Consider the following 10,760-nt stretch of genomic DNA (forward strand, 5'->3'; position numbering starts at 1 on the left):
TCCGCGCCTCGCAATCGTCAGGCCACGACCCGCGCCAGCTTGTCGGGATTGCGCATGGTGTAGACGGCGGCGATGCGGCCTTCGACGATGTCCAGGCCCATGGTCTGGATGACCACGCCGGCGTGCGACAGCACCACGCCCGGCTGGCCGTTGATGCGCGCCAGGCGAACGGCCACGTCGTCGGGCTGGGGCCACTTGCGGGCGATGCCTTCGAGCAGCCGCACGGCGTTGTCGAGGCCGAAGACCGGGTTCATGGTCGCCGAGGCCTTGCCGCCGCCGTCGGCGTGCATGACCACGTCCTGCGCCAGCAGTCCGCGCAGGGTGGCGGCGTCGCCGCTCAGCGCCGCGGCGATGAAGGCCTTGGTCAGGCGGCGCTCCTCGTCGGGGCTGGGCTTGTAGCGGGGCTTGCCGGCCTTGACGTGGTCGCGGGCCCGGGCGGCCAGCTGGCGCACGGCGGCTTCCGAGCGGTCCAGGGTGGCGGCGATCTCGGAGAAGGGCGTGTCGAACACGTCGTGCAGCAGGAAGGCCGCCCGCTCCAGCGGCGTCAGGCGCTCCAGCGCCAGCAGGAAGGCCACGGTCAGGTTCTCGCCCAGGCCGAAGGTCTCGTCGACGTCGACCACGGGCTCGGGCAGCCACTCGCCGACATAGAGCTCGCGCCGGGCGCGGGCCGACTTCAGGCGGTCAAGGCACAGGCGCGAGACCACGCGGTTGAGAAACGCGCCCGGATTGTCGACGCCGGCCTCGTCGACCTCGCGCCAGCGCAGCCAGGCGTCCTGCACCACGTCCTCGGCCTCGGCCCGCGAGCCCAGCATGCGATAGGCCAGGCCGGTCATGGCGTGGCGGCGGCTTTCGAAGATCGTGTCGGCGGCGGTCATCGGCGGATCCCTCGGGTTCTCGCCGACAGGACGAGGCCAGGGCGCCAGACGTGACATGGCCGCAGAGTTTTTTCCCGACAATTCCGCGCCGCCGGGTGGGGATCCCCGGCGGCGCGGAGCGGAAGGCTTTACTCGGCCGCGTTGGCGCTGGCCGAGCGCAGGGCGGCGTAGTCGGCGCGGGCCTTGCCGAGGGTCTCGGTCACGCATGAGGCATAGTTCGGGTGGCGGCTGCTCTTCAGGGCCGCGCTGCACACCTGGCGAGCGGCGCGCGTCAGCTCGTCGCTGACCACGGACGCGGTCTTGCCGGTCACCGACACGCGTTGCGAGGAGCCGGCGGGAGCGTGGGACGAGCCGCCCAGCAGGGTTTCGGCGGCGACGGGTTGGGCTGCGGCCAGCAGGGCGACGGCGGCGGTGATCAGGGAGAGCTTGGTCATGGGGGCGTTCCTTCTTTGCGCTAAGGGGAGTTTGCGCGTGGCGCGACCCCTCGCTTTGCGCTGGATCAACCGCCGCTCATAAAATTGACCGATCGGTCCCCTTTTTCAAGTGGCGAGGCCCAGGCCGCGACAATCTGCCCCGCCTTGCCTTCCGGCGGCGCCGCGTCTAGGTTCCGCGCCCGCTCTTTCCCACTGCCATCGTCCGTCTCCCGCCGCCGCGCTTCCGCGCGCCGGTGCAGGGAAATCCATAGGATATCCGCCCGTGCCCACGCCTTCCGCCCTTCTCAACGTGATGATCGACGCCGCGCGCAAGGCCGCCCGGGGTCTGGCCCGTGACTTCGGCGAAGTCACCGAGCTGCAGGTCTCCAAGAAGGGCGCGGGCGACTTCGTGACCAACGCCGACCTCAAGGCCGAGCAGACCCTGTTCGAGATCCTCAGCAAGGCGCGTCCCGGCTACAGCTTCCTCGGCGAGGAGCGCGGCATGGTCGAAGGCACCGACAAGACCCACACCTGGATCGTCGACCCGCTGGACGGCACCACCAACTTCATGCACGCCATCCCGCACTTCGCGGTCAACATCGCCCTGCAGCGCGAGGGCGAGGTCGTCGCCGGCGTCACCTACAACCCGATCACCCACGACCTGTTCTGGGTCGAGAAGGGCCGGGGCGCGTTCCTGGGCGCCGAAAAGCGCCTGCGCGTCGCCGCCCGCAAGCACCTGGACGAATCGGTGCTGGCCACCGGCGTGCCGTTCGTCGGCAAGCCCGGCCACGGCCAGTTCCTGAAGGAGCTGCATCAGGTCAGCCAGAAGGTCGCCGGCGTGCGCCGCTTCGGCGCGGCCTCGCTCGACCTGGCCTGGGTGGCCGCCGGCCGCTTCGACGCCTACTGGGAGCGCAACCTCAAGCCCTGGGACGTCGCCGCCGGCGTGCTGATGGTCCAGGAATCGGGCGGCAAGGTCACCACCATCGAAGAGCACGGCGACCCGGTGCAGGGCGCCTCGATCCTGGCCTCGAACCCCGAGCTGCACCCGCAGGTGCTGAAAGCCCTGCAAGCGGCCGGCTGAGGCGCCTGACCGCAGTGAACGACGAAGGCTCCGGGGCATGGCTCCGGAGCCTTTTTCTTTGCGTCAGCGCTCGATCTTGAGGATGTCGCCTGGCTCGCAGTCGAGATAGGCGCAGATCTTCTCCAGCGTCTCGAACCGCACGCCCTTCACCTTGCCCTGTTTGAGCAGCGAGAGGTTGGCCTCGGTGATGCCGACATGGGCCGCCAGGTCCTTGGACTTGACGTTGCGGTCGGCCATCACGACGCCCAGCTTGACCACGATCCGCATCAGACGATCTGGGCGTGGTCTTCGGCGATGCGCGATGCGCGGACCATGATCAGGGCGATGATGGTCAGGGTGACGGCGTAGATGGGGGCCAGAAGATCGTTGACGCCCTCGTAGGTTCGCTCGAACGAGCCGAACCAGACAAAGCCGTCCTTTCCCGAGGCCAGCTGGATCGCGTGATAGGTCAGATAGGCGACCATCTTGCCCAGGAAGCCCGCGATCGGATTGGCGAAGAGAAACGCCAGGCCGGCCAGGGCGAACTTCTTGAGCCGGGACACCGTCTTGGCCTGCAGGTAGGCGCCCGAGGTCAGGCCTGCGAAGCACAGCGCCGCCTGCATCAGGCCGTAGGCCAGGGCCAAGCCGGGCAGGGCGGCTATCAGCGATCCCGCGATGAACGGAGCCGCCTCCCCGAGCGAAGGCCTGGCGGTTACTGCCCGGCAGTTCGCCCCGCCTTTCGCGGTCGGTGAGCAGGCGGTCTTGTTGAGGCTGGATCGAAGGGTGATCTGGCTGTCCGGCTTGCCCCGGTTCCAGTCCACCGTCTTGCCGGTGAGGTGGGAGTAGGCGCCGGAGGTCAGGGTCGCGGTGATGGCGATCGCGAGAAGGACGCCGCAAAGTCCGCAAAGCAGGGCCATCAGGCCGCTGAAGCCTCGCAGCCCGGCGTCACGCCAGCGCGACCCGCGATCAGGATTGTCGCCCATGGTCATTGGTGCCCCCGAAGTTCAACATGGAATTATCAATTCACGATAATTTATTGTCGTCAAGCGATGGTTGTAATTTGTCGCTTTTCGCTCGCCAAACCGTCACACCCGCGCGCTAATCAGCGGCCATGACCCTTCTGACCCGCCGCGCCATGACGACCGCCGCCCTCGCCGGAACCATGGGCGCCAGCATGATCCCGACCATGGTCCGCGCCGGCGTGCGCAAGCCGGTGGTCATCGCCCACCGCGGCGCTTCGGGAGAGCGCCCCGAGCACACGCTGCTGGCCTACGGCCTGGCCGTGGACCAGGGCTGCGACTTCATCGAGCCCGACCTCGTCGTCACCAGGGACGGCCACCTGGTGGTGCGCCACGAGAACGAGATCGGCGGCACGACCGACGTGGCCGCCCGGCCCGAGTTCGCCGCCCGCAAGGCGACCAAGACCATCGACGGCGAGAGCCTGACGGGCTGGTTCACCGAGGACTTCACCCTGGCCGAGATCAAGACCCTGCGGGCCCGCGAGCGGCTGCCGCAGCTGCGTCCGGCCAGCGCCGCCTTCGACGGCCAGGCGCAGGTCCTGACGTTCGACGAGGTGGTCGCCTTCGCCCGCGCCGAGAGCAAGCGCGTGGGCCGCACAATCGGCGTCTATCCGGAGATGAAGCACCCGGCCTATTTCGCCTCGATCGGCCTGCCCATCGAGGGCCGCATGGTCGAGGCGCTCAAGCGCAACGACCTCAATTCCAAGACCGCGCCGGTGTTCGTGCAGTGCTTCGAGGTGGGGCCGCTGAAGACCCTGCGCCTGAAGACGCCCGCGCGCCTCGTCCTGCTGGTGGCGGGCGAGGGCGGTCCGGCCGACCTGCCGACCGTGAAGTACGCCGACCTCGTCACCCCCGAGGGGCTGAAGGGCGTGGCGGCCTATGCCGACGGCCTGGGCCCGGAAAAGACGATGGTCGTGCCGCAGGACAAGCAGACCCTGCTGCCGGCGACCTCCCTGGTGAAGGACGCCCATGCCGCGGGCCTGCTGGTGCATCCCTGGACGGTGCGGGCCGAGAACTACTTCCTGCCGGCGACCCTGCGGAAGGGGAATGCGTCCGCGCCCGACTACCTGGCCCAGCGCGGCGACGTCACCGCTGTGCTGAAGGCGCTGTACGCCGCCGGAGTCGACGGGGTGTTCAGCGACTTCCCGGGGCTGGCGGCGGCGGCGCGACAGGCCTGAACGAGGCCAGCACCCGCTCGTAGGTCAGCGGCATGTTCCCGGCGAAGCCCGTCGAGGAGATGACGTAGACATAGCGTCCGGCCAGGATGGCGCGGGCCTTCATCATGATGTTGTCGTCGGAAAGGGCGCGGTAGGTCGCCTCGACGGCCCTGCCATGCTCCAGCGTGACCGGTCGGGCCTCGACGAGCCGCGCGCGCTGCTCGGCGGCGAACTCCTCCATCATGCCGTTCAGCATGGCGTTTTCCTTGGCCTCGCCCAGCGAGATCGCCGCGCCCAGGTCGACCGCCAGGATCGCGATCTCTCCGTTGCGGTCGCGGTAGGTGAGGTTGAGGCTGGGCGGCGCGGAGCGGTCTTCCTCCCGGTCGGGCGCGACGGGCAGCTCGACCGAGAAGCCGTACGGGGCCTCTTCCTGGCGGCGCCAGTCGTCGGGCATCGCGTAGTAGGGCGGTTGGGCCGCGGCCTCTGTCGCGTAGCCGGCCAGCAACGCCGCGCCCATCGCCGCCGCCGCGATCCGTCTGCCAAAGCCCATGTCCGACGCCCCCGTCTGTCGAAATCTCCGCCGATGATGCTCTAGCACGGCCGACAACTTGGGCGAGATGATCGTTTCATGCGGCGTTCGGCGGTCGTGTCACACGCGGGCGTTGCAAAGGCGACATGCTGGCCGCTCCTGACCGGGAGGCCCGCATGACCCAGCCGTTCCAGCTTTCCCTGGCCCCGCGCCAGCTGACCCAGACCATCAATCCGTGGTCGTGGAGCTTCGGCGACTTTTCCCTGTTCACCGTCAATCTGGGCCAGTCGCGCAGCCCCGAGGTGGAAAGCCGCGTGCTCGACGAGGTGGGCAGCTACGGCCGCCAGATCGGCCGCATCAGCGAGGCGCTGCTGGCCCTGGTCGACTGGGCCGAAAAGCAGCCGGACGCTCCGTCCAGTCCCGCCTTCCAGGCCCTGCGCGACCAGGTGGCCCACGTGGCCCTGATCAAGAAGGCGGTCGAGGCCGAGAAGGCGGGCGGCTAGCCGGCCTTGCGCAGGGCGTGCAGGCGAAAGCCGCCCCGCACGCCGGCGATGAAGCACAGCAGCGCCAGCACGCTGAGGGTGAGGCTGAGGGCCAGCTGGACCGGCGGCACGAGCCCGGCCGTCTGGCCGCTCAGCAGGCCCGCCAGCGTGGCCAACAGGCCGTACAGCGCCAGCAGCAGCATCAGCAGCGGGATGATCCTCGTCCGCCGCCGCCACTGCACGGCGCCCAGCCAGCCGTAGACCAGCGACACCACGACGGCCAGGCCGATGGTGGTCCAGGCCAGGCTGGGGCCGATGCTGCGCATCACGGCCTCGGCCACGACGGGGTCCTGGTGTACGGCCTTGGCGGCGGCCGCCGCGCGCATCCTGGCCAGGTAGGTGTCGAAGCGCAGCAGGATCGAGGCGGCGCCGATGACGCTGCCGGCGGCGGTCAGCCAAAGCCCCACGGCGCCGGCGCGCGCCGCGCGGCCCGCGCTCTCCTCATCGGTCAGCCTGGCCAGCGGATTGAGGACGGTCAGCTTGTCGATCACGATACGCAACCCCCGGGACGAAGGGCGCGAGCTTTCGACGCCCGCGCGCGCTTCGTCAATGCGACGGAAGAGGGGGGGGGCGGCGAGGCTCAGGCCGCCTCGACGCCGAACTGCAGCCGGGCCAGGCGCGCGTAGAGGCCGCCCTTGGCCACCAGGTCGGCGTGCCTGCCTTCCTCGACCACGCGGCCGTCCTCCATGACCACGATGCGGTCGGCCTGCAGCACGGTGGCCAGGCGGTGGGCGATGACCAGCGTGGTCCGCCCGCTCATGGCCGCGTCCAGGGCCTGCTGCACCAGGCGCTCGTTCTCGGCGTMCAGGGCGCTGGTGGCCTCGTCGAGCAGCAGGATCGGGGCCTGGCGCACCAGGGCGCGGGCGATGGCCAGGCGCTGGCGCTGGCCGCCCGACAAGGTCTTGGCGCGCTCGCCCACCGGCGTGTCGAAGCTCTGGGGCAGGGCGGTGATGAAGCCGGTGGCCTGGGCCGCGTCGGCGGCGGCGCGGGCCTCTTCCTCGCTGGCGTCGGCGCGGCCGAAGCGGATGTTGTCCATCGCCGAGCCCGAGAACAGCGGCGAGTCCTGGGCGACCAGGGCCATGGTCCCGCGCACCTCTGCGGGGGTCGCCTCGCGCAGGTCGACGCCGTCCAGGCGGATCGCGCCGTCCTGCGGGTCGTAGAAGCGCAGCAGCAGGCGCAGCACGGTGCTCTTGCCCGCGCCCGAGGGGCCGACCAGGGCGACGGTCTCGCCGGGCTTCACGGTCAGCGAGAAGCCGTTCAGGGCCGGCAGGTCGGGACGGCCCGGATAGGCGAAGGCCACGTCCTCGAAGGCGATCTCGCCGCGCACGGGCGAGGGCAGGGCCTTGGGCGCCTGCGGAGGCGCGATGCCCGGCTTGGCGTTCAGCAGTTCGGCGATGCGGTCCATGGCGCCCGAGGCCTTCTGCACGTCGCCCCACACCTCGCCCAGGGCGCCGACCGAGCCGGCGGCCATGATCGCCAGGAGGGCGAACTGGGCCAGGGTGCCCGGCGTCATTTCGCCCTTCAGGACGAGCTGGGCGCCGAACCACAGCAGCAGGGTCACGCCGCCGAAGGCCAGGGTGATGACCACCGAGGTCATCAGGGCGCGGGCGCGGATGCGGCGCACCGAGGCGTCGAAGGCGGTCTCGACCGCCGCGCCGAACCGGCGGTCGGCCTCGCGCTCGCGCACGAAGGCCTGGACGGTGTCCAGCGCGTCCAGGCTCTCGCCGGCGTAGCCGACGGCGTCGGCGAAGCGGTCCTGGGCGGTGGCCGACAGTTTGCGCACGTTGCGGCCCATCAGGAACATCGGCGCCAGCACCACCGGCACCATCAGCACGATGAAGCCCGCCAGCTTGGGGCTGACCACGGCCATGTAGCCCAGGCCCCCCACGAGGCTGAGAGTGTTGCGGATGGCGATCGAGGCCGACGCGCCGACCAGCTGGTCGATCAGGGTGACGTCGGTGGTCATCCGCGACAGCACCTCGCCGGTGCGGGTCTTGAGGAAATAGGCCGGATCCAGCGACAGCACATGGCCGTAGAGCGCGCGGCGCAGGTCGGCCACGACCCGCTCGCCCAGGCGCGTGACGAAGAAGAAGCGCGCGGCCGTGGCCACGGCCAGCACCAGGGCCACCCCGCCCAGCAGCAGGAAGGCGCCGTTGACCGCGCCGGCCCCCGGCGCGCCCTTGGCGAATCCCTTGTCGATCACCTCCTTGAAGGCGGCGGTCAGGCCCAGGGTGGCGCTGGTCGAGAACAACAGGAAGAAGCCGGCCGCCAGCGCGTCGCCGATGTGGCGGCGGACGAACGGCAGCAGGTGGGCGAGGGGCCGGATGTCCTTGCGGCGTGGGCGGCGGGCGGCCGCCTCGCTCAGGCTCTGGGCCAGTTCGGCGCCGGCGCCGGGTCGGCCGTCGGCCTGAATCTCGCCGCCGTTAACGTCGGTCATCAACTGGGTCCTTGCCAAAATCGCGCGGGTTCTTTATAGCCGCGCGTCTTCGAGGGCCACCCCGCTGGTGGCGCTCACCCACATTTCACGCCGCGCTCTAGTCGGTTGGACCGTCCGATGAAACAGAACATTCACCCCGACTACCACTTCATCACCGTCACCCTGACCGACGGCTCGAGCTACCAAACCCGCTCGACCTACGGCAAGGAAGGCGCGAACCTGGCGCTCGACATCGACCCGCGCACCCACCCGGCGTGGACGGGCGGCAACGCCCAGCTGATGGACCGTGGCGGCCGCGTCTCGCGCTTCAACGCCAAGTTCGCCGGTTTCACCGCGAAGAAGGCCTAAAGCCTCGAAGTCTCGCCGTAAGGGCGACGAAAAGCCGGCTCCGCGTTCGCGGGCCGGCTTTTTCTGTATCTGGGCCTTGGTTTGGCGCGGCGGGACGGGGCTGATAGCTCGTCCCGCAACTCTGTCATCCCGGCCGCAGCGAAGCGGAGCGCCGGGATCTCCCACGGTTCAGACCTTGCCGACGTGGGAGATCCCGGCTCTACGGACCGCTGACGCGCTCCTCCGGCCGGGATGACAAGATGCTCTAGCGCCAGGCGGTTGCGGTCTCGGCTTCCGGCCTGAACTCGAAGTCGCCGTCGGTCGAGGCCGACAGGTCGCGCCAGGCGTCGAGCTCGCCCTGCAGGCTGTCGATCTTGGCCTGCACCATGGCCAGGGCGTCCGTGCCGGCGCACCAGCGCACGGGCGGCCGCTCGGCGTTCGCCAGCGTCACCAGGGCCTGGCCCAGGCGGGCCGGGTCGCCGGCCTGGTTGCGGCTGCGGGCGTCGTAGAAGGCCTTCAGGTCGGCGGCGACCTGGGCGTAGTCGGCGATCGGGTGCGAGCCGTGGCGCACCGAGGTGGCCTCCAGGAAGTCGGTGCGGAAGAAGCCGGGCTCGACCACCGTGACGTGGACGCCGAAGCGGCGGACCTCGCCGGCCAGCGATTCCGAGAAGCCCTCCACGGCGAACTTCGAGGCGCAGTACAGCGTGCCGCTTTCGCCGCCGACGATGCCGGCCACCGACGCGATGTTGAAGATCCGGCCCGAGCGCTGGGCGCGCATGATCGGCAGCACGGCGCGGGTGACGTGCATCAGGCCGAAGACGTTGGTGTCGTACTGCGCCTGGGCGTCCTGGGCGGTCGATTCCTCGAACACCGACAGGTGGCCGTAGCCGGCGTTGTTGACCAGCACGTCGATGCGGCCAAAGCGGGCCTGGGCCGCGTCGACGGCGGCCTGCACCTGGTCGGGGCGGGTGACGTCGAGGGCCAGCGACAGCAGGTTGTCGGCGTCTTGGCCCAGGGTCTCGACAAGGGTCTGGCGGTTGCGGGCGGTGGCCACGACGCGGTCGCCGGCGGCCAGGACGGCGCGGACGATGTCGGCGCCGAGACCGCGCGAGGCGCCGGTGACGAACCAGGTGCGGGGGGCGGGGGAAGTCATGGGGAAGCTCCTTCTGGGGAGCCTGCAGCATGGTCCCGCACCGGGCGCGGGCCGTAGATCGATGCCGTCAGCCTCTTGCACGATCCTGCCAAGTGATCGATCCTCGTTGCTCGGCCGGGCCTTCAAAGGTTGAGTATCGCCATGAGCAAGTTGCCCGAACTCGTCGCCCTGGTGCGCGGCTGCCTGGGAGAGGCCTCGACGGACGGGGTCGGGCCGCTGGTTTCGCCGGGCCTGCACATGATCGCCAGCACGACCGTCACCGAGGCCCAGCAACTGGTCTACGAGCCGATGCTGTGCCTGATCCTGGAGGGGGCCAAGACCACCACCCTGGGGGCCGAGAGCTATCCCTATGGCGCTGGCGAGTACCTTGTGGTGTCGGCCGACCTGCCGGTCAGCGGGCGGGTGATCGCCGCGCCCTATCTGGCCGTGGGCGTTCCGCTGGATCCGGCGATGATCGCCGACCTGCTGGTCGAGGCTGGGGAGGTCCTGCCCGAGATCACGCCGACCCGGGCCCTGGCGGTCAGCCAGATGGACGATGAACTGATCGAGACGGTGATGCGGCTGGTGCGCATGGTGGACCGTCCGCACGAGGCGGTGGTGCTGGGGCCGATGGTCCGGCGCGAGCTGATGTGGCGTCTGCTGAACGGCGAGCGGGGCGGCATGATCCGCCAGATCGCCTCGTCGGGCGGCCGGCTGGACCAGGTGCGCCGGGCCATCCGCTGGCTGCGCCTGCACTACGCCGAACCCATGCGGATCGAGGCGCTGGCCCAGGTGGCGGGCATGAGCGAGACCTCGCTGCACCGGCACTTCAAGGCGGTGACCGCCATGAGCCCGTTGCAGTACCAGAAGCAGATCCGCCTGCAGGAGGCGCGCAACCTGCTGCTGGTGCAGGGCCGCGACGTGGCGGGCGTGGGCTTTTCGGTCGGCTATGACAGCCCCTCGCAGTTCAGCCGCGAGTACGCGCGCCTCTACGGCCGCCCGCCGGGCCGCGACATGGCGCGCCTGCGGGCCGATCCGTCGCTCAGCGTGGCGGTGTAGGGGGGGACGGGGACAGAGCCCTGTCCATCCCCGGCGTTCGTCGAAAAGAGTTCCACGAACTCAACGCTCTACAACTTTCTCAGCCAATTCAATCAGACGCGCTGAAACCCGGGCCATAATCAAAGCCGTCCCCGCCATGGGGAGGGCTCTTGGTACCGGCCCAAGCGTGGCGAGGACCGCATCGAGCGGGGCCGCAAGACGGTCTCGGGA

At 70.1% G+C, this 10,760-nt stretch carries 13 protein-coding genes; 5 read left to right on the forward strand and 8 right to left on the reverse strand.

Translation table 11 applies throughout. The annotated features are described in order from the left end of the window. Positions 1–17: 17 nt before the first annotated feature. Together AC1DCG_RS13170 and AC1DCG_RS13175 are read right to left on the reverse strand one after the other, a co-directional pair. The gene (locus AC1DCG_RS13170) at positions 18–875 is read right to left on the reverse strand and encodes a sigma-70 family RNA polymerase sigma factor (protein ID WP_477030394.1); all 858 of its coding nucleotides are present in this window, start codon (positions 873–875) and stop codon (positions 18–20) included. 128 nt (positions 876–1,003) lie between these two features. Then, the gene (locus tag AC1DCG_RS13175) at positions 1,004–1,309 is read right to left on the reverse strand and encodes a hypothetical protein (protein ID WP_477030395.1); all 306 of its coding nucleotides are present in this window, start codon (positions 1,307–1,309) and stop codon (positions 1,004–1,006) included. 262 nt (positions 1,310–1,571) lie between these two features. Here AC1DCG_RS13175 and AC1DCG_RS13180 point away from each other — a divergent pair, with 262 nt between their 5' ends. Further along, on the forward strand, positions 1,572–2,369 hold the full coding sequence (locus AC1DCG_RS13180; RefSeq protein WP_165799375.1) for an inositol monophosphatase family protein: 798 nt from the start codon (positions 1,572–1,574) through the stop codon (positions 2,367–2,369). Between the two features lie 63 nt (positions 2,370–2,432). Here the strand turns inward: AC1DCG_RS13180 and AC1DCG_RS13185 are convergent, their stop codons facing one another. Next, entirely contained in the window at positions 2,433–2,636 is a 204-nt protein-coding gene (locus tag AC1DCG_RS13185; protein WP_165257789.1) for a helix-turn-helix domain-containing protein, read from the reverse strand. Continuing rightward, positions 2,636–3,337: a hypothetical protein gene (locus AC1DCG_RS13190; protein ID WP_477030396.1), complete on the reverse strand. Its 702-nt coding sequence runs from the start codon at positions 3,335–3,337 to the stop codon at positions 2,636–2,638. The genes AC1DCG_RS13185 and AC1DCG_RS13190 overlap by 1 nt, the downstream gene beginning before the upstream one ends. 122 nt (positions 3,338–3,459) lie before the next feature. On the opposite strand from AC1DCG_RS13190, the gene AC1DCG_RS13195 reads away from it, so the two are divergent. After that, entirely contained in the window at positions 3,460–4,545 is a 1,086-nt protein-coding gene (locus tag AC1DCG_RS13195) for a glycerophosphodiester phosphodiesterase (RefSeq protein WP_477030397.1), read from the forward strand. On the opposite strand, the gene AC1DCG_RS13200 is transcribed toward AC1DCG_RS13195, so the two are convergent. Continuing rightward, positions 4,502–5,074, reverse strand: coding sequence for a hypothetical protein (locus AC1DCG_RS13200; RefSeq protein WP_477030398.1), 573 nt, complete (start codon positions 5,072–5,074; stop codon positions 4,502–4,504). The two genes, AC1DCG_RS13195 and AC1DCG_RS13200, sit on opposite strands and share 44 nt — an antisense overlap. A 155-nt stretch (positions 5,075–5,229) precedes the next feature. Between AC1DCG_RS13200 and AC1DCG_RS13205 the strand changes: the two genes are divergently transcribed. After that, entirely contained in the window at positions 5,230–5,556 is a 327-nt protein-coding gene (locus AC1DCG_RS13205) for a hypothetical protein (protein ID WP_477030399.1), read from the forward strand. Here the strand turns inward: AC1DCG_RS13205 and AC1DCG_RS13210 are convergent. Both AC1DCG_RS13210 and AC1DCG_RS13215 read right to left on the reverse strand, forming a co-directional pair. Then, entirely contained in the window at positions 5,553–6,086 is a 534-nt protein-coding gene (locus AC1DCG_RS13210) for a hypothetical protein (RefSeq protein ID WP_477030400.1), read from the reverse strand. The two genes, AC1DCG_RS13205 and AC1DCG_RS13210, sit on opposite strands and share 4 nt — an antisense overlap. Positions 6,087–6,175: 89 nt before the next feature. Then, entirely contained in the window at positions 6,176–8,035 is a 1,860-nt protein-coding gene (locus AC1DCG_RS13215) for an ABC transporter transmembrane domain-containing protein (protein WP_477041514.1), read from the reverse strand. 114 nt (positions 8,036–8,149) lie between these two features. Between AC1DCG_RS13215 and rpmE the strand changes: the two genes are divergently transcribed. After that, complete coding sequence (gene rpmE, locus AC1DCG_RS13220) at positions 8,150–8,380, forward strand: 50S ribosomal protein L31 (protein WP_058349579.1); 231 nt, start codon at positions 8,150–8,152, stop codon at positions 8,378–8,380. A gap of 244 nt (positions 8,381–8,624) precedes the next feature. Here rpmE and AC1DCG_RS13225 read toward each other — a convergent pair whose 3' ends face one another. After that, positions 8,625–9,512, reverse strand: a complete 888-nt coding sequence (locus AC1DCG_RS13225) for an oxidoreductase (protein WP_477030402.1) — start codon at positions 9,510–9,512, stop codon at positions 8,625–8,627. Positions 9,513–9,653: 141 nt separating this feature from the next. Between AC1DCG_RS13225 and AC1DCG_RS13230 the strand changes: the two genes are divergently transcribed. Further along, entirely contained in the window at positions 9,654–10,550 is an 897-nt protein-coding gene (locus AC1DCG_RS13230; RefSeq protein ID WP_477030403.1) for an AraC family transcriptional regulator, read from the forward strand. The last annotated feature ends 210 nt before the right edge of the window (positions 10,551–10,760 follow it).

The sequence above is a fragment of the Caulobacter sp. 10L414 genome, from assembly GCF_056395525.1.

Bases quoted from the DNA above. Each gene is read 5' to 3' on its own strand.
- AC1DCG_RS13230 (WP_477030403.1), top strand. From the start codon at position 9,654: ATGAGCAAGTTGCCCGAACTCGTCGCCCTGGTGCGCGGCTGCCTGGGA.
- AC1DCG_RS13225 (WP_477030402.1), bottom strand. From the start codon at position 9,512: ATGACTTCCCCCGCCCCCCGCACCTGGTTCGTCACCGGCGCCTCGCGC.
- rpmE (WP_058349579.1), top strand. From the start codon at position 8,150: ATGAAACAGAACATTCACCCCGACTACCACTTCATCACCGTCACCCTG.
- AC1DCG_RS13170 (WP_477030394.1), bottom strand. From the start codon at position 875: ATGACCGCCGCCGACACGATCTTCGAAAGCCGCCGCCACGCCATGACC.
- AC1DCG_RS13195 (WP_477030397.1), top strand. From the start codon at position 3,460: ATGACCCTTCTGACCCGCCGCGCCATGACGACCGCCGCCCTCGCCGGA.
- AC1DCG_RS13185 (WP_165257789.1), bottom strand. From the start codon at position 2,636: ATGCGGATCGTGGTCAAGCTGGGCGTCGTGATGGCCGACCGCAACGTC.
- AC1DCG_RS13190 (WP_477030396.1), bottom strand. From the start codon at position 3,337: ATGACCATGGGCGACAATCCTGATCGCGGGTCGCGCTGGCGTGACGCC.
- AC1DCG_RS13200 (WP_477030398.1), bottom strand. From the start codon at position 5,074: ATGGGCTTTGGCAGACGGATCGCGGCGGCGGCGATGGGCGCGGCGTTG.
- AC1DCG_RS13205 (WP_477030399.1), top strand. From the start codon at position 5,230: ATGACCCAGCCGTTCCAGCTTTCCCTGGCCCCGCGCCAGCTGACCCAG.
- AC1DCG_RS13175 (WP_477030395.1), bottom strand. From the start codon at position 1,309: ATGACCAAGCTCTCCCTGATCACCGCCGCCGTCGCCCTGCTGGCCGCA.